General features: G+C 63.0%; 24 protein-coding genes and 1 pseudogene. 5 read left to right on the plus strand and 20 right to left on the minus strand.

Annotation, left to right across the window (positions count from 1 at the left end; translation table 11 throughout):
• From NKJ84_RS13315 to NKJ84_RS13345, 7 genes and pseudogenes are all read right to left on the minus strand, one after another.
• Nucleotides 1-236, minus strand: a pseudogene (locus NKJ84_RS13315) (hypothetical protein); the annotation flags it as partial.
• A 359-nt stretch (nucleotides 237-595) separates the two neighbouring features.
• Nucleotides 596-1,069, minus strand: a complete 474-nt coding sequence (locus NKJ84_RS13320) for a DUF2269 family protein (protein ID WP_352506812.1) — start codon at nucleotides 1,067-1,069, stop codon at nucleotides 596-598.
• Nucleotides 1,069-2,355: an SDR family oxidoreductase gene (locus NKJ84_RS13325; RefSeq protein ID WP_352506813.1), complete on the minus strand. Its 1,287-nt coding sequence runs from the start codon at nucleotides 2,353-2,355 to the stop codon at nucleotides 1,069-1,071. Before NKJ84_RS13325 ends, NKJ84_RS13320 begins: the two co-directional genes overlap by 1 nt.
• 34 nt (nucleotides 2,356-2,389) lie before the next feature.
• Nucleotides 2,390-2,728, minus strand: coding sequence for a hypothetical protein (locus tag NKJ84_RS13330; RefSeq protein ID WP_352506814.1), 339 nt, complete (start codon nucleotides 2,726-2,728; stop codon nucleotides 2,390-2,392).
• Complete coding sequence (locus tag NKJ84_RS13335; RefSeq protein ID WP_352475750.1) at nucleotides 2,728-3,090, minus strand: hypothetical protein; 363 nt, start codon at nucleotides 3,088-3,090, stop codon at nucleotides 2,728-2,730. Before NKJ84_RS13335 ends, NKJ84_RS13330 begins: the two co-directional genes overlap by 1 nt.
• Nucleotides 3,090-4,310, minus strand: coding sequence for an NRAMP family divalent metal transporter (locus NKJ84_RS13340; protein ID WP_352506815.1), 1,221 nt, complete (start codon nucleotides 4,308-4,310; stop codon nucleotides 3,090-3,092). The genes NKJ84_RS13335 and NKJ84_RS13340 overlap by 1 nt, the downstream gene beginning before the upstream one ends.
• Nucleotides 4,307-4,702 (minus strand): hypothetical protein, encoded by a 396-nt coding sequence (locus NKJ84_RS13345; RefSeq protein ID WP_352506816.1) that lies wholly within the window; start codon nucleotides 4,700-4,702, stop codon nucleotides 4,307-4,309. The genes NKJ84_RS13340 and NKJ84_RS13345 overlap by 4 nt, the downstream gene beginning before the upstream one ends.
• Before the next feature lie 223 nt (nucleotides 4,703-4,925).
• On the opposite strand from NKJ84_RS13345, the gene NKJ84_RS13350 reads away from it, so the two are divergent.
• Both NKJ84_RS13350 and NKJ84_RS13355 read left to right on the plus strand, forming a co-directional pair.
• Nucleotides 4,926-5,138 (plus strand): DUF2934 domain-containing protein, encoded by a 213-nt coding sequence (locus tag NKJ84_RS13350; protein WP_254818839.1) that lies wholly within the window; start codon nucleotides 4,926-4,928, stop codon nucleotides 5,136-5,138.
• 149 nt (nucleotides 5,139-5,287) lie between these two features.
• Nucleotides 5,288-5,476, plus strand: a complete 189-nt coding sequence (locus NKJ84_RS13355; protein WP_352506817.1) for a hypothetical protein — start codon at nucleotides 5,288-5,290, stop codon at nucleotides 5,474-5,476.
• A gap of 10 nt (nucleotides 5,477-5,486) precedes the next feature.
• Here NKJ84_RS13355 and NKJ84_RS13360 read toward each other — a convergent pair whose 3' ends face one another.
• The 6 genes from NKJ84_RS13360 to NKJ84_RS13385 form a co-directional block, all read right to left on the minus strand.
• On the minus strand, nucleotides 5,487-6,305 hold the full coding sequence (locus NKJ84_RS13360; RefSeq protein ID WP_352506818.1) for a GntR family transcriptional regulator: 819 nt from the start codon (nucleotides 6,303-6,305) through the stop codon (nucleotides 5,487-5,489).
• A 71-nt stretch (nucleotides 6,306-6,376) separates the two neighbouring features.
• Complete coding sequence (locus NKJ84_RS13365) at nucleotides 6,377-7,159, minus strand: SDR family NAD(P)-dependent oxidoreductase (protein WP_352506819.1); 783 nt, start codon at nucleotides 7,157-7,159, stop codon at nucleotides 6,377-6,379.
• A 96-nt stretch (nucleotides 7,160-7,255) separates the two neighbouring features.
• Nucleotides 7,256-8,170, minus strand: a complete 915-nt coding sequence (locus NKJ84_RS13370) for a PfkB family carbohydrate kinase (RefSeq protein ID WP_352506820.1) — start codon at nucleotides 8,168-8,170, stop codon at nucleotides 7,256-7,258.
• The gene (gene uxuA / locus NKJ84_RS13375; protein WP_352506821.1) at nucleotides 8,167-9,363 is read right to left on the minus strand and encodes a mannonate dehydratase; all 1,197 of its coding nucleotides are present in this window, start codon (nucleotides 9,361-9,363) and stop codon (nucleotides 8,167-8,169) included. Before uxuA ends, NKJ84_RS13370 begins: the two co-directional genes overlap by 4 nt.
• Nucleotides 9,364-9,511: 148 nt before the next feature.
• Nucleotides 9,512-10,171, minus strand: coding sequence for a ThuA domain-containing protein (locus NKJ84_RS13380; RefSeq protein ID WP_352506822.1), 660 nt, complete (start codon nucleotides 10,169-10,171; stop codon nucleotides 9,512-9,514).
• 11 nt (nucleotides 10,172-10,182) lie between these two features.
• Nucleotides 10,183-11,280 carry a Gfo/Idh/MocA family protein gene (locus NKJ84_RS13385; RefSeq protein ID WP_352506823.1) on the minus strand — a complete coding sequence of 366 codons (1,098 nt, stop codon included), beginning with the start codon at nucleotides 11,278-11,280 and terminating at the stop codon, nucleotides 10,183-10,185.
• 264 nt (nucleotides 11,281-11,544) lie between these two features.
• Between NKJ84_RS13385 and NKJ84_RS13390 the strand changes: the two genes are divergently transcribed.
• Nucleotides 11,545-12,453 (plus strand): dihydrodipicolinate synthase family protein, encoded by a 909-nt coding sequence (locus tag NKJ84_RS13390; protein WP_352506824.1) that lies wholly within the window; start codon nucleotides 11,545-11,547, stop codon nucleotides 12,451-12,453.
• Here NKJ84_RS13390 and NKJ84_RS13395 read toward each other — a convergent pair whose 3' ends face one another.
• From NKJ84_RS13395 to NKJ84_RS13420, 6 genes are all read right to left on the minus strand, one after another.
• Nucleotides 12,454-12,852 (minus strand): DUF1801 domain-containing protein, encoded by a 399-nt coding sequence (locus NKJ84_RS13395; RefSeq protein ID WP_352506910.1) that lies wholly within the window; start codon nucleotides 12,850-12,852, stop codon nucleotides 12,454-12,456.
• A 90-nt stretch (nucleotides 12,853-12,942) separates the two neighbouring features.
• The gene (locus tag NKJ84_RS13400; protein ID WP_352506825.1) at nucleotides 12,943-13,413 is read right to left on the minus strand and encodes a DUF1801 domain-containing protein; all 471 of its coding nucleotides are present in this window, start codon (nucleotides 13,411-13,413) and stop codon (nucleotides 12,943-12,945) included.
• 4 nt (nucleotides 13,414-13,417) lie between these two features.
• Nucleotides 13,418-13,648, minus strand: coding sequence for a hypothetical protein (locus NKJ84_RS13405; RefSeq protein WP_352506826.1), 231 nt, complete (start codon nucleotides 13,646-13,648; stop codon nucleotides 13,418-13,420).
• Nucleotides 13,649-13,734: 86 nt separating this feature from the next.
• On the minus strand, nucleotides 13,735-14,127 hold the full coding sequence (locus NKJ84_RS13410) for a VOC family protein (RefSeq protein WP_352506827.1): 393 nt from the start codon (nucleotides 14,125-14,127) through the stop codon (nucleotides 13,735-13,737).
• Between the two features lie 74 nt (nucleotides 14,128-14,201).
• Entirely contained in the window at nucleotides 14,202-14,612 is a 411-nt protein-coding gene (locus NKJ84_RS13415) for an SRPBCC family protein (protein WP_352506828.1), read from the minus strand.
• 47 nt (nucleotides 14,613-14,659) lie between these two features.
• The gene (locus NKJ84_RS13420) at nucleotides 14,660-14,932 is read right to left on the minus strand and encodes an ArsR/SmtB family transcription factor (protein WP_352506829.1); all 273 of its coding nucleotides are present in this window, start codon (nucleotides 14,930-14,932) and stop codon (nucleotides 14,660-14,662) included.
• A 193-nt stretch (nucleotides 14,933-15,125) separates the two neighbouring features.
• Between NKJ84_RS13420 and NKJ84_RS13425 the strand changes: the two genes are divergently transcribed.
• Both NKJ84_RS13425 and NKJ84_RS13430 read left to right on the plus strand, forming a co-directional pair.
• Nucleotides 15,126-15,368 (plus strand): type II toxin-antitoxin system Phd/YefM family antitoxin, encoded by a 243-nt coding sequence (locus NKJ84_RS13425; protein ID WP_352475764.1) that lies wholly within the window; start codon nucleotides 15,126-15,128, stop codon nucleotides 15,366-15,368.
• Complete coding sequence (locus NKJ84_RS13430; protein ID WP_352506830.1) at nucleotides 15,368-15,793, plus strand: type II toxin-antitoxin system VapC family toxin; 426 nt, start codon at nucleotides 15,368-15,370, stop codon at nucleotides 15,791-15,793. Before NKJ84_RS13425 ends, NKJ84_RS13430 begins: the two co-directional genes overlap by 1 nt.
• Nucleotides 15,794-15,931: 138 nt before the next feature.
• On the opposite strand, the gene NKJ84_RS13435 is transcribed toward NKJ84_RS13430, so the two are convergent.
• Nucleotides 15,932-17,188 carry an RNA polymerase sigma factor gene (locus NKJ84_RS13435; RefSeq protein ID WP_352506831.1) on the minus strand — a complete coding sequence of 419 codons (1,257 nt, stop codon included), beginning with the start codon at nucleotides 17,186-17,188 and terminating at the stop codon, nucleotides 15,932-15,934.
• Between the last annotated feature and the right edge of the window lie 72 nt (nucleotides 17,189-17,260).

Here is a 17,260-nt window from a genome sequence, read left to right on the forward strand (position 1 = left end):
GCGCCGCTGAAGGCCTTGAGACTGGCGCTCATGTCGCGCTGCGTTCCCTCCGCCTTGTTGAACAATGCTTGCTTTGCTTCCGATGCGTAATCTCCGGCTTTCCTGGTGATCTCGTCACGCGCATCGTGGAGCGCTTCCGTCGCGGTCTGCTTTTCCCGTTGTAGTCTTTCCGAAAGCTCGCTTCTGGCTGTCTCGAAATCGGCCGTCTGACGGCCTTGATCGTCTTTGTCCTGCATGGTGTCTCCTAGTGGAATCCGAGGAAGGAGAGGATCGCAAGCACGACGACGACAAGGCCGATGAGATAAATAACACTGTTCATGGCGCAATCTCCTCCACTGCGCACCGAACTTGCATGTGCTTCCCGTGTTCCCCTCAGGCGTCATCTTTTTGTAAGCGAAGCCTAACCAGCCTCAAGACGGGATCTTGTCCTGTGCCGATGGGGGTGAGCGCGCGGTTGGAAATGATACGAGACCGGACTCCGGTGCGACTTACAGGTCGAGACGCACGTCCGCTCCGGCAGATATTCGCGGTGCAGGGGCCGGAATTTTCCGCAGCGCTTTGACTGGGCATTATCGCAGTGGGACCTGCCTGCGACCTACCACTCGATCGCAGGCCGCGCGATCATCAGCCAGAAAATCCCGAGCACGGCAGCGAAGGCAGGGAAGCCGAAGGCGAACCACAACCAGAACAGCCGATGGTAGCATGGCGGCAACGGCGCGCCTGCAGCGGCGGCTTGCGATGCCAGCTTGCGCATCTCCATTTGCATCCAGACGACCGGGAGCCAGAACATTCCGGTGAAGATATAGAGCGCGATCGAAAGTACGATCCAGCCCTCCGACAGCGAGTAGCCTGCCTGCCAGGCGAGCGCGGCTCCGGTCAAAGGTTGCGCGACCACGGCCGTCGCTGTGAAAAGGAAGTCGGCGACGACGACGATACGCGCCACCGCCGCAACCGTCGCGGCATTGCCGGTCCTGTGGGCGAACAGCATGAAGAAAGCGATGCCGGCGCCGGTGCCGAGCAGCACAGATGCGCTGATAACATGCAGAAATTTCAGCAGGAAATAGAGCATCAACGCTCCTCCAGCACTGCCAAGGCCACAAAGTGCAGCACCAGGATCGGCAGCACTTTAAGGAACGGCCCAAGCGGGTCGTTCCACAGATCGGGGCTCAGGAAGCTTCCGACGACCAGATAGAAAAGCGAGAGCGCGATGCCGCCATAGAGGCCTTTTCGCGCCGCCGGCCGCCAGGCTATGAGCACGCCGATGGCGATGTCGGCAAGAGCGCCGGCGATCACGATCGGTGCCGACAAGATGCCGGCGCCCGTGCCTTGCATCAGATCGACGCCGCTGCCGTAGCCGGTTGTCAGCGACACGATTCCGGTCATGATCCAGAAGACGGGCAGGACGACGAAGATCGCCGGCTTGATGAAATACAGCCGGGCAAACCATTTCTCCTGCACCGTTGCCGGATTGAGCGCGAGGAAGCCCGCCAGGGTTTGCGGGCGTATGCCAGTCGCGGCGGTCCAGTCCGAGGGATCTCCAACCGCTCCTCGGGCGATCTCCCTGGCCGCGTTGGTGCGCATCGGTGGACGCCAGCCGAACATCGCGGCAAGGTCGCCTAGGCGGTAGAGAAGCCTTGCAACAGCCGTCGGCAAGACAAACCTGGCTGCCAGACCCCAACCGAGCCACCGGCGATAACTGCCGACGACCTCGTCCATGCTCAGTTGTTCGGGACCGACAAGTTCCAGCACGACGCGAGACGGACTGGCGGGATCGAGAAGGAAAATGACCGTTGAGACCACATCGTCGAGTAGTACCACCTGGAGCCGGCCGGTGCCGGGCATGGACGGCAGCACTGGCAGCGAAGCGAGACCCCGAAACAATGCGCTGGCCCCAAACACCGGCCGGCCGAGCACCACGGACGGGCGCAGGACAACCCAATCCAGATCAAGCGTCATAAGCGCCTGGTCCCCGGCCAGTTTCGTCGCCGAGAACGCCGAAGGCTGCGCCCGATCGACGCCGATCGCCGAGAAGTGGATCACCCGGGCAACCCCTGCCCGCGCACAGGCGAGAAAGAGTGCGACCGCCGCATCGCGATGGACTTCGCGCGTCTTTTCACGGGGGCTGTCCTGGAGAACGCCGGCACAATTCACGACGGCGTCGACACCCCTGAGATGCGGTAGCCAGTCTTCGGGCTGCAGCGCCACCGCCATGTCCAGCACCAGCAATTGGTAATTGCCGGCCCGGTTTGCACCGGGGCTGCGGACCAATCCGATTACCTCATGCCCTTCGGAAAGAAGGCGTGCCACGACGGAGGCACCGATCAGGCCGGTGGCGCCGGTAACCAGGACTTTCACTGAACCCCATTCTCCGACGGCGGGAAAGTGTCGTTCATTCCGGTTTATCGCCCTCGATACTGCCCTTCATAGCGGAAAGTTCTTCCATCGCGCACAACAGTCGCGGCTGCGTCGGGTCGGAGATGTCGAGCTTGTCCCAGGGAATGCGGTACATGCTGTCGTGACTGCGCAGTCGAAAGACTTCGAGGACCGCCGTGCCGATGGCCGAAGCGGAAAGACGCTCGAACGCCGCGTGGATGCCGACGTGGTACTCGGTAACCACGAGGTCGTCGCCATCCGGTTCGGCGCGTATCTCCTCGATATGGCCGATGCTTTTGCCGCGCTGCGAAAGCACATTTCTGCCTGCCAATTGCTCAAGGTTGACGGTGGCCATCATCCGGCTCCCGGGATACGCCTTATGACATGGTCGCGCAGCCAATCCTGCCAGTCGAAAATCGCCGTTTCACGCACGTCGATGTCGAATTCGATGTCGACGCCGATGTCGCGCACCTTGTTCCAGGCGATGCGGTGCGGTTCGGCATGGCGCTTGCCGCCGAGCCTTGCCGCAAGGCGCGCCATCCAGCGCCCGGATCGCTCGCCAAGCCGACGCGCTAGCGTGATCGAGCCGAGCTCGACCGCAACGATTTTGGGTGGCTTGCCCGGCCTGACCTCGGCTACCAGCCCGTCCACCTTGCCGATCTTGACCTGCTCACGGTCAACCACTTGCTTGTCCAGGATGTCGCGCAGCAAATCCATCACGTGCCTCCGAATATCTGCAAAGGAATGGTCACGATCGCGAGCACGAAACCGAGCGCAATGATGAAGATGACCGCGGCATTCGCGATCATGCCATTGCGGTGCTCGCCGACATAACGCTCGTCATTCAGCAGGAAAAGGAACGGCACCACGGTCAGCGGCAGGCTGGCGGCCGTCAGCGCCATGGAAAAGATGGTTAGCTTCAGCGGATCGAGACCCAGGGCGATCGGAATGGCGGCGAGAAACAGCGAGACCGTGTAGACGGTGCTGAAGCCGGGATCGTCGCGCGGTTTCAGGTCCTCGCCCCAGGTCCAGCCGAAACCCTGCGCCACTAAGTACGCTTGCTGCAGCCCGATTTCGAGCGCAGCGCCGAAGCAGGCTATGCCTAGTGAAGCAACGAACAGGACGAATCCCCAGAAACCGAAGATCTGGATCAGCATCAGCGGCAATTGATGGTAGTCGTCGACCTGCTCTATGCCGTGCGCTGCCAGCACGAGCGCCGCCACGATCAGCACGCCGATCGAGATTGTGCCGCCAAAACTCATTCCCAATCCGGCAATGGCCCGATTGGTCCCGAGATAGCTCTTGTCCCACTGGTCCTCGATGGCTCCCGACGAATAGAACATGAACAGGTAGGGCGAGACCGACGCACCAAGAATACTGACCGCCATGAACCAGTAATTGGCCGCGTCGTGCTCGGGCAGAGTGGGGACGGCACCGGCCGCGACCTGCCCCCAATCGGGCTTCAGCATGACGGCGCCGACCACGAAGCACAACGTGACCAGGCCGAGGATCGAGACGCCCTTTTCAATGAAGCCGAACGTGCCTTTCCAGAGGAACAGCCATGCCAGAAAAGCGACCGGCAGGGCCCACCACTGAAAGCCGATGCCGGTGGCGAGCTCAAGCGCAATGGCGACACCGCCGATCTCGGCTGCCATGACCATGAAGTTGACCAGCAAAGTCGCAAGCAACGGCCACAGAAAGGCGGTGAAGCCAAACCGTTCCCGAATCCCGTCGGCGATGGTGTGATGGCTGACGGCGGCGAAGCGGCCGGCCATCTCGACCAGGAAGATGATGCAGATCGTGCCCAGGAGGACGGCCCAGATCAGCTGGAACCTGAACGCTGCACCCGCCTGTGCGGCGGTTGCCATCGATCCGACCTCTAGAAAGCCACCGACGCTGGTGACGATGCCCAGCGATATTTCGAGCAGCTTCTTCATGGTTTCGGCGCGAAATGTTTGGCGTAGGATGCATTCAGGGCGGCGGTGGCAGCCTGGATATCCTGCTGCGCCTGTTCCGCCTCCGATCGGTTGCCGTCCTGCACCGCCGTCGCGGCGCGTGTCACCGCCGCCGACAGCTGTCCGATTACCGCCGTCAGACCGGCTTGCTCGCTGGGCTCAGTCGACTTGGCGGACTGGATTTGCGCACCGGCATCGACGAGCGCCTTGCCGACCGATTGCAACGTGCGCGACGTATATGTCGAAGGGGCTGCCCCGGCGGCCCAGGCACCCAGGACCAGCGATGCGGTCTGTGCGGCCGAAGCCGCGGTTTTCGACTGCTGCTCGATCTGGTCGGAAGGCGAGCATGCCGTCAGCACAAACGTTGTCAGCAACAGGCACAGCCGGTCCGGTCGAAGACCAATAGCTGCAATGGCATCTACAATACGTGTTTGTAGCGTTGCTGCCACACGATTGTTCTCCCCGGCACCAGGCGACCTCGGCGTACAATTTCATCTAGGGCGCCTGGTGGTCACGTCAACTGAACCGTCGGGAACTGCCTGGCAACGCGGAACAAACCTTCGATCGCCGGATTAGGGATATCAGGAGGCAAAGGTCATGGACAAGGAAGAGCGTATCAGGCAGCGGGCCCATGAGATATGGGAGCGCGAAGGCCGTCCGCAAGGACGCGAGCGCGAGCATTGGGACCAGGCCGTGCAGGAGATCGAAGCTGAGGGCTCCGAAGCCGAACGCGGTCCGGTCGTGCCCGATCCAACGGTTGAGACCGGCTCCGATCCCGAGGTGCGCGGCAGCAAGCGGCGGGGGAAGTGAGCCCCAATGCCTCGTCTCGTCGCCTGGATCGTGGTCGTACTGGTCGTGCTCTTCGCCGCATGGCTGATGCTTGGGCGCGACAGGACCAGCACTGGTGGCGAAACTCAGCCCTCGCCACATGCAATAGACCAGAATGGATAGGAGCTGACATGACGGCTTGGGAAAGCCATCCCGAACAGGACCCTGCGGAAGGATCGCGATCGACGATAGAAAAGCAGCTCCGCAAGGAGCAAGGCGGCGAGGCGAAGAATCGCGAAGCCAAGCCAACTTCCGACAAATCCGGCAGCAAGGCCAAGTTGCCTCCGGAAGCGCCGAAGAAAGGCTCAGGCCTGGACTGAGCGGCTGGTTTCACGTTTCCACGTCGTCATTCCTCCTCGCTCCGTCGCGCGAATGGTTGTCATTCGGGCAGATCGCCGGCAGCCGCTTCTGTCCTCTTTCCAGCCGAGCCGGTGCCTTGAAATAATGAGGATAGCGTTCCCGGACGATTGCGAGCACCTCGAAGATGCGGCGAAGATGCGTTCGCATCGCCTCTTCCGCCGCAAATGCGTCGGCCTGCTCGAGCGCATCGACGATCCGCCGATGTTGGCCGAGAACCACCGACATGCTGTCGAGGCGCGGGAAAGACAGGAAGCGGAAACGGTCCATGTGCAGCTTCGCCGCGCTGATGTCGGCCCAGATTCCGGGGAAGCCGGCATGGCTGGCAATGTGCTGGTGGAACAGCTCGTCCGACTTGAAGAAGCGCCTGTCGTCCGAGATGGAGGCGAACGTCTCCTGGACCGCCAGTTCGCCTTTGAGCATGGCGAGCAGTTCGGCGCGGCGCGGGCTCTCGACCGCACGCTTGACCAGGCCGACTTCAAGCGCTTCGCGCAGGAACTGCGATTTCTCGAGATCGGCGATCCGCAGCGGCGCCACCATGCTGCCGCGCTGCGGATAGATGTCGATCAGGCCAAGTCCGGCCAGCCGGGCGAGCGCCTCTCTGACCGGCGTGCGGCTCACGCCGAGGGCTTCCGACATCGCCTTTTCGGAAATCAGCTCGTGCGGCTTCAGGCGGAAGGTCAGGATCTGGTCGAGCAGGACCTCGAACGTCCTCGCCGCGACTGAAGCGCCGGGGCCGGTTTCGCCAAGCCGCCCCTCGGTGATGGTCCGCATTCCCAAAAGCCTTGCCATCGGCAATTCCCTTAAAGGCTCGGCAGCTTCAAGCCGTTCATGAAATGGCTGCGCAAGCAGCAGCGCCGATGTTATTCCTTGCGCGGAGAACCGCCGATGCGCGCCAGCAGGCCGCCATCGACGCGCACGACTTCGCCGGTGACGAAGGAGGCATCGTCGGACAGCAGGAAGGCAACGACGGCCGCAATCTCTTGCGGCTGGGCGGTGCGGCCGAGCGGATGCATGTTGTCAAGGATGCGCATGATCTCGTCGGGCTTATCGTTCAGCTTGACCGCATCCCGCAGCATCGGCGTGTCGACCGCGCCCGGAGCCACGGCATTGACGCGCACACCGAGCGGCGCATAGTCGACGGCCATGGATTTGACCAGCCCGATCAAGCCGTGCTTGGCCGTGCTGTAGGCCAGAACCCCTTCCTGGCTGGCCAGGCCTTGCACCGAGCTCATATGGACGATGGCGCCGCGGCTTTGCCGCAGCAGCGGCATCGCCGCGCGGGAGAGCAGATAGGCAGCCTTGAGGTTGACATTCATCACCTCGTCCCAAAGCGCCTCGTCCGTGGTCTCCACCGTTCCGTAACGCTGGATGCCGGCATTGTGGGAAAGCATGTCGAGCCCGCCGAACGCGGACCGGGCAAGCTCGACGGCGCGGCCGCAGGCTTCGGTGTCGGCGGTCGAGCCGAGCACGGTGTGCACGGTCACGCCGCGCGCCGCAAGCTGCGCCGCGACCTCGTCCAGCTGATCGCCCACACGGTCGAAGAGGATCAGGTCGACACCTTGCTGGGCCAGCCTTTCGGCGACAGCACGGCCGATGCCCATGGCCGCCCCGGTGACCAGTGCGCGTTTCTTGAACTCAGCCATTTCTCCTCCCACGAACAGTTGCAGCGGCTGCCATGGTAGTCGATCAGCGACGTATGACGTACCCTTTTCGCTGAGCCGGCCCGAGCGTATTCGGCGTCATGTCGATCCTTGCATGAAGGCCAGTGTTTCCGCGCGCGTCGGCGCGCCGAGCCGTCCGCCAAAACGCAGGCACTTCAGCGCAGCGGCGGCGCTTGCCACTGCTATGGCCTGCTCCTCATCCCAACCTTCAGCCAGCCCCAGAGCGAAGGTGCCGTGAAACACGTCGCCCGCCGCCAGCGTGTCGACGGCTTCGACTCGCGGCGACGGCAGATGACGGACATCATTGCTGCTCGGGTGCTGGAACGCGGTGCCGTTCGCCCCATCGGTGATCGCGACGAAGGCGCCGGTCCGTTCGCCCAGAATAGCGACGGCGGAACCGGCGGAAACCTCTGGACCGCAAAGGATACGCGCCGCGGGCAGCGAAGCAATGACATGCGAGGCGAGCGGCAGCAATCGGTCGAGCACCGGTCGCGACGCAATATCGGCGTCGAGGATCGCCGGAATGCAGCATTCGCGGGCCTTCGCCAGCGCCATCGCGGCGGCTCCGGGCCAACGAACGTCGACCAGGACGGCGTCGAAGCGGGAAAAATCCACGGGCGGAAGACGGTCCGGATCGGCTTGCGTGACGGAATCGTAGAAGGGCACAATCATGCGCTCGCCGGCGGCATCGACCAGGATCGTGGCAATGGCCGAGCGGCCATCTTCAACCCTGCGCACCAACGAACAGTCGACCCGCTCCGCCGCCATCTGGGCGATGACATGGCGGCCGACGGCATCGTTGCCGACGCTTGCCCATAGCCAGACCTGCCCGCCCTGGCGGCTTGCCGACGCGGCGGCACTTGCCGCCATGCCGGCGGCGATCTGCACGGCCTCGCTCGGCAGGAACTTGCCGGCGCCGGACGGCAGGACATCGAGGCGCAAGATCGTGTCGTAGGTGAGCGCGCCGACGCAGAGCAGGCGGGGCGCCCTCATTGCAGCCTATAACCGCGCTGATGGGCAATCGCCGTCATTACGCCTCTCAGTTCGGCAAGGCCGCGAAGACGGCCGATCACGGGGTAGCCGGGATGGGTGTGCCGCGTGGCGTCATCGATCAGCTCGTGGCCGTGATCCGGGCGAAACGGCAGCAGCGCCGGTTGCCCGGCGTCGCGGCGGCGTTGCTGCTCGTCGAGCAAGATCGAGACCACCGAAACCATGTCGACATCCCCGTTCAGATGCTCGGACTCCATGAACGACCCGTCCGGATCCTTGCTGACGTTGCGCAGGTGCACGAAGTTGATCTTGTGCGCAAAGCGCCTGGCGATGGCGGGCACGTCATTGGCCGGATTGGCGCCCAGCGACCCCGTGCACAAGGTAAGGCCGCTATGGGCCGATGGCACCGCATCCAGGATAAAGGCGATGTCGTCGGCGTTCTTGACGATCCGGCACAGGCCGACGAGATCGCGCGGCGGATCGTCCGGGTGGATCGCCAACGTGACGCCCGCCTCTTCGGCCGCCGGCAGCACGTGTTCGAGAAAACGGACGAGATTCTCGCGCAGCCGGTCGTGAGACAGGCTAGACTGCTCGGCCACCACTTCGCGCAATTCCGCTATGTCATAGCGCTTGAAGGCGCCCGGCAGGCCGGCCATGATGTTGGCAAGCAGACGCTCTTTTGACGCATCCGGCGTCGCCTCGAACCATTCGCTTGCCCGCTGGAGAACATCGGACGCATAGTCGCGCTCAGATCCCTTGCGCTGCAGCATGTAACAATCGAACGCGGCAAGCTCGTGCATGTTCATGCGGAGCGCCCGTCCGCCGCCCGGCAGCGGCGCAGCCAGGTCGGTCCGGGTCCAGTCGAGGATCAGCATGAAGTTGTAGCAGACGGTGCGCACACCGCAGGCGCCGAGATTGCGTAAGGTCTGCCTGAAATTGTCGTAGAGCCGGTCGAGATCGCCGCGGCCGAGCTTGATGTCCTCGTGCACGGGCACGCTCTCGACGACGCTCCATTTGAGGCCCATCGCCTGATCCGCCTCGATAAGCGCCTGGCGCTGCCTGATGGCGTGGATCGGCCAGACTTCGCCGTAAGGAATGTCGTGCAATGCCGTCACGATGCCGGTCGCGCCGGCCTGCCTGGCATGGGCAAGCGTTGCCGCGTCGCTCGGGCCAAACCATCGCCACGTCTGCTCCATTCGACCTCCAGCTACGGCTCCCCGACGAGACTGCTGTCTATTGGATGCCACCATGGCAGTCAATTGCTTGCCGCAGCCCAGTGCTGTGTCCGCGTTCGGGCGGCCGCCCTTAGAGATTACAACGATACGTGGCGTTCAGATTGAACGGCTACGCAAGATCCGGGTTTCGGCTGGCCCAAAGCATGCCGCGCTCGAACATCGTACGCATTTGCGGCACTGCGAACTCGTCGGCGGTGTGGCCGAGTGCGCTGTAGAAGACGCGGCCCTTGCCGTAGCGGCGCTTCCAGACAACCGGCATGACGACGCCGGCGATGAAATCGAGATGCTCGCCGGTGAAAGTAGTCGTCGCCAGCACCTCGTTGGTCGGATCGACATGCATGTAATACTGCTCTGAACGGTAGGCGAAGCCGTCGATGCCCTGCATGACCGGATCGTCTGGCATGGTGATATCGACGTGATAGTCGATGATGCTGCCTGGATGGGCGACCCACTGGCCGCCGGTCATGAACTGGTATTCCGGCTCGTTGCGGAAGCTGTCGCACATCGTGCCGTGAAAGCCCGCAAGGCCGGTGCCGGCCCCGACGGCGTTGGTCAGGTTTTGCAGTTCCGGCCTTTCGATCGTCGACATGGTGATCACCGGGACAATGAGATCGAGCTTGCCCAGTTGCGGATCGGCAAGCGCCGAAGTCCCCTGCTCCAGCTGCACGTCGAAGCCGTTGCCGGCCAGCATCTCCTTGACGATGTGGGCGCTACGGGCCGGCGTGTGGCCTTCCCAGCCGCCCCAGAAAATCAGTGCCGTCTTGCTCATCGTGTCATCCCCTATTCCAGAATTCCGAAAGGTAGATCGGCGTGCATTGGCGCCGGCCGCGCGCAGCCATATCTCAGGTCGATACGCCGCCCTGTCTCTGCTGAAGAGATGATCGATTCCATGATTTCCAGGACATGGAGGGAAAGATCGAGGCTGGCGCGGTGTTGCCTGCCCGAGACGATCGCCTGCGCCATGTCGGCGAGGCCGAGGCCCCGGTAATTGCCGTCGCCATAGGAATGGATCTGATCGGCCACCGTCCAGTCGCCCTTGCGCTGGCTGGTCCTGATGTCGCCCTGGAACTGATTGGGATCGGAGACGATCATCGAGCCGGTGGTCCCGTAAAGTTCGATGTGATTGTGTTCATGCTTCCAGACGTCGAAGCTGGTGGTGATCGAAACCGCCGCGCCGTTCTCGAATGCGAGCAGGCCGGAAATATGGGTCGGCACCTCGACCCGGATGGTTTCGCCCTGGCGCGGTCCGGAACCGATGATGCGGGTGGGATAGGATGACTTCGCCTGTCCGGTCACGGATTTTACCGGACCCAGGAGATTGACTAGGCAGGTCAGATAGTACGGTCCCATGTCGAGCATCGGCCCACCGCCGGGCTGATAGTAGAAATTCGGATTGGGATGCCAGAGCTCGTGGCCGGGCACCTGCATGAAGGCAGAGCCGGCGACGATGGTTCCAACCGCATCCTCATCGACCAGGCGCCGCGCCGTCTGGTGGGAGCCGCCAAGAAAAGTGTCGGGTGCGCAGCCGACGCGCACGCCCTGTTCGCGCGCGGCCGCGACCAGCCGCTCGGCGTCGCTGAGCGTCGTTGCCAGCGGCTTCTCGGAATAGACGTGCTTGCCTTGCCCGACAGCCTGCAGGCCGACCGGCACATGATGCTGCGGCGTCGTCAGATTGAGCACGATCTCGACGCGCGGATCGGCCAACAGCGCGTCGACCGGCATCGCAGCCAGGCCGTAGGCCGCTGCCTTGGCCTCGGCTGCCGCCCGGTTGATGTCGGCGACGCCGATAATGTCGAGCACCGGGAATTGCGGCGATGCCTTCAGATAGGCATCCGAAATGTTGCCGCAGCCGATAATGCCGACACCGATCCTCCGCATGGGCTTCTCCTCAAAAGGCGGCATTGATGAAACAGCAGAACTCGTTTGTCACCCCCCTTTCGGCCGGACGCGGTTGTCCCGTGACAAGTGCTTACCTCGAGAGCCTCAGAACCGCCGCCCGATCACAATCGCGCGCTTATGCGCGAGCCGCTTGCTTTCGAGGTCGAACGGCCGGTACTCAGCAACACTGCTTCCTGTAGCTTGCTCGACATTTTGATGCCGGCTTTGAGCACAGCACAGATTTTCACCCGTAGAAGGACGCACATGATCCGCCCACAAGGAACCATCGCACCGATCCTGACGCCGTTCGAAAACGACGGCTGCATTGCCCGCGACCTCTGGATATCACACGCCAAGTGGGTGCTGGATCAGGGAGCGCATTTCCTGTCGCCGTTCGGCACCACGGGCGAGGCGTTGTCCGTCTCGTTGCGCGAGCGCATGCAGGCGCTGGAGTGGCTGGTCGAGGCCGGCATTTCGCCAAGCCGGCTTATGCCCGGCACCGGTGTCACAGCACTTGCCGAGACTGTCGAGCTGACCGCGCATGCCGTCGGGCTCGGCTGTGCCGGGGTGATGGTGCTGCCGTCGTTCTTCTATACGGCCGCCGGCGACACCGGTCAGGCCCGTTATTATGGCGAGCTGATCGAACGGGTGGCGAACCCGGCGATGAGGATGATCCTCTACCACATCCCGCAAAATTCCGGCGTAGCGGTGAGCCCGGCGCTGACCGCCCGATTGAGCGAAGCGTTTCCCGATGTCGTGGTGGCTTACAAGGACAGCGCCGGCGACTGGAACAACACCGCGGCGGTCATTGCGGCAGCCCCAAGGGTCGCGGTGTTCCCGAGTTCGGAAGCACAGCTGACGAAAGGCCTCGCCAACGGTGCTGCCGGCTGCATCTCGGCGACAGTCAATCTGAATGCCGCAGCGATCCGGGCCCTCTACGACGCAGTGCTGGCGGGAGAGGACACTACGGACGCGGATGCCGCCATCAGGGCGTTCCGCCAAATCATCCAGGACGCCGGCCTCATCACTGCGATGAAGGCAGTGCTGGCGGTACGGTCCGGCGACAGACGCTGGCTGAATCTGCGCGCGCCGCATGAGAACGCGACGCAAGCCACCGGCGAAGCCGTGCTCGCCGCTCTCGGCCCGCTAGCCGACCATATCGGCCGGAGCTGACTATCGGGCCGTGTTCAGGGCGGCAGCAGCGCGTATCAGCGCCTTGAACGCATTCTCATCTATGTCTTCGCCCTCACGGATATCGATGGCGCGCCTGGTGTTGCCTTCGAGGCTGGAGTTGAACAGGCCGGAAGGGTCCTGCAGCGAGGCGCCCTTTGCGAAGGTCACTTTCACGACGTTCTTGTAGGTCTCGCCAGTGCAGATTATTCCGGCGTGCGACCACACCGGAACGCCTCGCCACTTCCACTCCTCGACCACTTCCGGGTCGGCCTGCTTGATGAGGGCGCGGACATGGGAAAGCGTCTTGCCTCGCCAATCGCCCAGCTCGCTGATCCTCGCATCGATCAGCTGAGAGGGAGAGTTGTCTGCACTTCTTTCCATTGAGTCACTCTTCATCATCATTGTCGCTTTCCCTTGGTTGTTGCCGCTCGCCCGTCACATGAATACCGCTAGTCGGCACCGGATTTGCCGGGATGACTGGCATTCCACTCACATTCGCTCGCCTGGCAATTGGCTGGCTTGCTTTATCCAGTCGGCGAGTTGAGCTTCGTCGAGCAGGTCGTCCTCGTAGATATCGAGGTAGCGCACGTCCTTGTGCTTGGACTCACCGGGTGGGACGGGACGCAGCGACGCGCCGCGGAAGAAAGCCAGCTTGATGTACTTTGTGAAGCAATGGAAGTTGAGGAACCACCCCTGACCCTCTACGCCGTAGAAGGGCGAGTTCCATTTGACAGCCTTGCGCACGTCAGGGACGTTGCGCACGATGAGCGCGTCGAGGCGACGCCCGACGTCGCGTTTCCAGCCCGGCATGGCCGCGATGTAGGCCTGCACAGGAGCGTCACCATCACCCTTCGGGATCTGCGGGTTGCCGCCTGCGAGGAGGACCGGCTTGGCGGCTGCAGGCTTGGCGGCGGACTTCTTCGCGACCGCCGATGACTTGATGGACGTCTTGTTGGCCATGCATTCACTCCAATGCGCCGGTGCCCCCCGCGCTGCGCCGCTTGGGCGCGTAAGGCAGCACGAACATGTACAGTCCGGTAAGCAGGAGCAAGCCGAGTGGAAACAGCGGCATGAGGTATACCCAGTAGGAGGGTTCCTTGCCTACTCCCAGGCTGATGAAGATGGCGGCGACGACCGCCGCAAAGATGATCGACAGCCAGCGGTGGATCTGCCGAACCCATTTGTTCCAATCCATTGAGACCTCCTCTGAAGACGAACCGAGCGGATCGGGCGGCCCGTTTGGCGGCTCCCGCCGGGCAGCCACGCCACTGAATGCGTGCCTTACCAGCGCGCCAGCTGTGTGATTTGAATGAGATTGCCGCAGTTGTCGTTCAGCTGGGCTATGATCGAGCCGGTTACTTCGGTCGGCGGCATGGTGAACTTGGCGCCGCGCGCTTTGATGCGCTCGTAGTCCTCCTTGACGTTATCGGTGAAGAACATGACCGCGGGCTGGCCCTGCTGGAAAATAGCTTGCTGGTAGGTCTTTGCAGCGGGGTTGTCATTGAGCGCGAGTTGCAGCTCGGCACCGTCCGGCTCGTCGGGTGATGCGACGGTCAGCCAGCGAAACGGCCCATTGCTGAAATCGGCCTTCTTGGTAAAGCCGAGCGTTTCGGTGTAGAAACCCAGAGCCTTTTCCTGGTCATCCACGTATACTTTGGTCAACTTGATCTTCATTGGCTTGCCTCCATTATCGCTCCGCCATCTGCCGCCCTGTAACAGAGCCCTTGCTTGAATAGCGCAGGCGGATCTCAGTCCGTTCGCGCAAGAACCTGCTCCAGATCGTCAAAGAACCTCGGCCAGCCGACTTTGGCACCCCGGAAGTAAGGCTGCTGATCCGGCCGGAAGCCCGACTGTTCCATACGCAAGCGGGCGCCGATGCTCGTGGGGGTGATCGTCCAGGAGACGACACTCTTGAGATCCTTGGTATCCCACGTGTAAGTCAGCGTTCTGTTAGGCTCGACCGTCTGGACCTGACATTCGACAGAGCCCCAGGCCGCGTGAAGGTTGAAACGGTGGTCCGCGACAGGTTTGAAGTCGTTTTTCATGAGCCACTCCTCGATCAAGTGTGGTTGCGTGAGCGCGCGCCAGATCTTCTCGGGCGGATAAGCGATTTCCCGTTCGACAATGACGGAGAGCGTTTCGGTCGCTATTTCGTTCACTGGTCCATCCTTTTGAGCAGGTCCTCGAGGTCGTCGAACCGGCTCTGCTAGAACCCGGTCATCTGACTTGTCCAGTCGATCAAGGGGGCAAGCGCCGCAAGCTGCGCGCTATAATGGGTCTGCCGTCCCGCATGGCGGTCGCGCACCAGCCCCGCCCGCCGCAAAACCCCGAGATGTTTCGACACGGCCGGTTGCGAGATCCCGGCCTGAGCCGTCAGCGCGCCGACTGTCTGCTCTCCCTCGCGACACAGTCGCTCAAAAATAGCGCGCCGAGTCGGATCGGCAAGCGTTCTGAAGAGCACATCGTGAGCGTTTGGCATTGGGATAGATAACCCTTCGGCTATTGATCGATGCATAACCACCGGGATATGTGTGAGTCAAGCGGGAAGCGGCATAATTCTCGTTGCAGGAGCGGTCACTTGCTTCGCTCACGCAGCCAGTTGCTCATTCGCCGTGCACTGGAATTGTCACACGTAATGCGCTATATGACCATCTACATGGTCAGGAGCTGACATGGGCGCGGTCAATCTGGCGGACGCCAAGGCACATCTGAGTGAGCTCATCGACCGGGTCGAGGCTGGAGACTCGATCGACATAACCCGGCGTGGCAAGCCGGTCGCCAGGCTCACGGCCGTGGCCCGCCCTCGCAAACGGATCGACGCCGTCCTGCTCCAATCCCTGACCGCAACCATGCCTCTGCAGGCTCAGGCTGCCGCCGATCTGGTGCGATCGATGCGAGATGGCGATCGCTATTGATGTCCTATCTCGATACTTCGCTGATCGTCGCGGCGCTATCCAACGAAGCCATGACCGCGCGCGTTCAGGGCTGGCTGGCGGAGCAGGACCCAGCGCAACTTGTGATCAGCGACTGGACCATCACCGAGATGTCCTCCGCCATGGCGATCAAGCTTCGGACCGGACAGATCGACTTGGAGCAGCGCGCGGCTGCGCTCGCGATGTTCAATAAGCTGGTCGCTGAGAGCTTCACCGTGCTGCCGGTGACGGGCGGGCATTTTCAGGTCGCCGCGAAATTCGCCGATCAGCATATGCTCGGGCTTCGTGCTGGCGACGCCCTGCACCTCGCGACGGCATCGGAGCATGGCGCCACAGTGTGGACCCTCGACCAGCGGCTCGCCGAGGCAGGACCGATTCTCGGCGTACCGACGCAGTTGCTGGCATGATCAGGGCCTCTCCTCCAAAATGAATATACCCAAGCTGCGTTGCGAGTTGATCACGCTCATTGAAGGGAGCTGGCCGGGAGCGAACTGGCGGCTTTCGATGTTGCCCTAGCGGCGCGTCGGGCACGCAGAGCGATGCTGTCAACCACAAGCGTCTGCACGGGCGAGGAGAAAGGCCGCTTCGCGCGCGTTGCGGGTGAGCTTGGCCGCAGCCTCGAACTCGGCGCGGGCCTCGGCCAGCCGGCCGGCCCGAAACAGAAAATCGCCCCTCGCCGCCGGCAATGGCGCATAATTGCGCAAGGCGGCGGCGTCGGCAATCTCGTCCACCAGCCGCAGGCCCGCTTCAGGCCCGAAGGCCATGCTGTGGGCGACCGCTCGATTGAGATCGACCACCGGCGAGGGCATCACTGCTCGTAGCCGGTCGTAGAGCGCTGCGATGCGGGGCCAGTCGGTATCGGCCAGACTGCGCGCCCGCGCGTGACAGGCTGCAAGCGCGGCCTGCAACACATAGGGGCCATCGCCCCCGAGAGCTTCGGCACGGGCCAGCGCGTCAAGGCCCCGGCGGATCAACAGTTGGTCCCAGCGTGCGCGGTTTTGCTCAGTCAGGGTCGAGAGGGCGCCGTCCGGCCCGATGCGTGCGGGCAGGCGCGATGCCTGGATTTCCATCAGAGCCAGCAGACCGAACACCTCGGCATCCTCGGCCATCAGACCCGCCAGCATGCGGCCCAGCCGTTGTGCCTCCAGGCACAGGCCCGGCCGGACAAGGTCGTCGCCGGCCGTGGCAGCATAGCCTTCATTGAAGATGAGGTAGATGACCTCCAGCACCGAGGAAAGACGCACTGCACGCTCGGCACCGCGCGGCACCTCGAAGCTAAGCCCCGCCTTTCCGATCGTCCTCTTCGCGCGGACGATGCGCTGGGCGATCGTCACCTCGCTCGACAGGAAAGCACGGGCGATCTCGTCCGTCGTCAGGCCGCCGATGACACGCAGCGTGAGCGCTGCGCGAGCGTCGGCCGAAAGTATCGGGTGGCAGGCTGTGAAGATGAGGCCCAGCAGCTCGTCGCCAAGATCGTCGTTCATGGCCATTTCGTTTCCCTCGGCCGTACGGTCGCACTCGCCGTCCAGCTCCCGGGCGATCTCCTCATGCTTGCGCTCGCGCATCTTGTCGCGACGGATCGCGTCGATGGCGCGGCGTTTGGCGACCGTCATCAGCCAAGCGCCGGGATTGGCCGGAACGCCGGTCCTGGACCATTCGGAGAGGGCTATGACCAGGGCGTCCTGCACCAGTTCCTCTGCAAGGTCGACATTGCGCACGAGGCGGGCCAGGCCCGCAATGAGCCGGGCCCGTTCAATGCGAAAAATCGCCTCGATCGCCTGGTGCGTCTCGCCTGCGGTCATGCCGCCTTGTCGGCCAAAGCCACAATGGAGGCAAGCAGGTTGCGGCCGACAGGTTCAGTTGCCGCTGCGCTT

It is taken from the genome of Mesorhizobium sp. M0048 (genome assembly GCF_040323405.1).
In the GTDB taxonomy this organism is placed as follows: Bacteria; Pseudomonadota; Alphaproteobacteria; order Rhizobiales; family Rhizobiaceae; genus Mesorhizobium.

What these genes read in the sequence shown, in the direction of transcription:
- NKJ84_RS13360 (WP_352506818.1), bottom strand. Translation starts at nt 6,305, where the DNA reads ATGGCAAGGCTTTTGGGAATGCGGACCATCACCGAGGGGCGGCTTGGC.
- uxuA (WP_352506821.1), bottom strand. Translation starts at nt 9,363, where the DNA reads ATGGAGCAGACGTGGCGATGGTTTGGCCCGAGCGACGCGGCAACGCTT.
- NKJ84_RS13340 (WP_352506815.1), bottom strand. Translation starts at nt 4,310, where the DNA reads ATGAAGAAGCTGCTCGAAATATCGCTGGGCATCGTCACCAGCGTCGGT.
- NKJ84_RS13400 (WP_352506825.1), bottom strand. Translation starts at nt 13,413, where the DNA reads ATGGCCAACAAGACGTCCATCAAGTCATCGGCGGTCGCGAAGAAGTCC.
- NKJ84_RS13365 (WP_352506819.1), bottom strand. Translation starts at nt 7,159, where the DNA reads ATGGCTGAGTTCAAGAAACGCGCACTGGTCACCGGGGCGGCCATGGGC.
- NKJ84_RS13405 (WP_352506826.1), bottom strand. Translation starts at nt 13,648, where the DNA reads ATGGATTGGAACAAATGGGTTCGGCAGATCCACCGCTGGCTGTCGATC.
- NKJ84_RS13330 (WP_352506814.1), bottom strand. Translation starts at nt 2,728, where the DNA reads ATGGCCACCGTCAACCTTGAGCAATTGGCAGGCAGAAATGTGCTTTCG.
- NKJ84_RS13370 (WP_352506820.1), bottom strand. Translation starts at nt 8,170, where the DNA reads ATGAGGGCGCCCCGCCTGCTCTGCGTCGGCGCGCTCACCTACGACACG.
- NKJ84_RS13350 (WP_254818839.1), top strand. Translation starts at nt 4,926, where the DNA reads ATGGACAAGGAAGAGCGTATCAGGCAGCGGGCCCATGAGATATGGGAG.
- NKJ84_RS13435 (WP_352506831.1), bottom strand. Translation starts at nt 17,188, where the DNA reads ATGACCGCAGGCGAGACGCACCAGGCGATCGAGGCGATTTTTCGCATT.
- NKJ84_RS13355 (WP_352506817.1), top strand. Translation starts at nt 5,288, where the DNA reads ATGACGGCTTGGGAAAGCCATCCCGAACAGGACCCTGCGGAAGGATCG.
- NKJ84_RS13420 (WP_352506829.1), bottom strand. Translation starts at nt 14,932, where the DNA reads ATGCCAAACGCTCACGATGTGCTCTTCAGAACGCTTGCCGATCCGACT.
- NKJ84_RS13430 (WP_352506830.1), top strand. Translation starts at nt 15,368, where the DNA reads ATGTCCTATCTCGATACTTCGCTGATCGTCGCGGCGCTATCCAACGAA.
- NKJ84_RS13380 (WP_352506822.1), bottom strand. Translation starts at nt 10,171, where the DNA reads ATGAGCAAGACGGCACTGATTTTCTGGGGCGGCTGGGAAGGCCACACG.
- NKJ84_RS13425 (WP_352475764.1), top strand. Translation starts at nt 15,126, where the DNA reads ATGGGCGCGGTCAATCTGGCGGACGCCAAGGCACATCTGAGTGAGCTC.
- NKJ84_RS13385 (WP_352506823.1), bottom strand. Translation starts at nt 11,280, where the DNA reads ATGCGGAGGATCGGTGTCGGCATTATCGGCTGCGGCAACATTTCGGAT.
- NKJ84_RS13395 (WP_352506910.1), bottom strand. Translation starts at nt 12,852, where the DNA reads ATGATGAAGAGTGACTCAATGGAAAGAAGTGCAGACAACTCTCCCTCT.
- NKJ84_RS13390 (WP_352506824.1), top strand. Translation starts at nt 11,545, where the DNA reads ATGATCCGCCCACAAGGAACCATCGCACCGATCCTGACGCCGTTCGAA.
- NKJ84_RS13335 (WP_352475750.1), bottom strand. Translation starts at nt 3,090, where the DNA reads ATGGATTTGCTGCGCGACATCCTGGACAAGCAAGTGGTTGACCGTGAG.
- NKJ84_RS13410 (WP_352506827.1), bottom strand. Translation starts at nt 14,127, where the DNA reads ATGAAGATCAAGTTGACCAAAGTATACGTGGATGACCAGGAAAAGGCT.
- NKJ84_RS13320 (WP_352506812.1), bottom strand. Translation starts at nt 1,069, where the DNA reads ATGCTCTATTTCCTGCTGAAATTTCTGCATGTTATCAGCGCATCTGTG.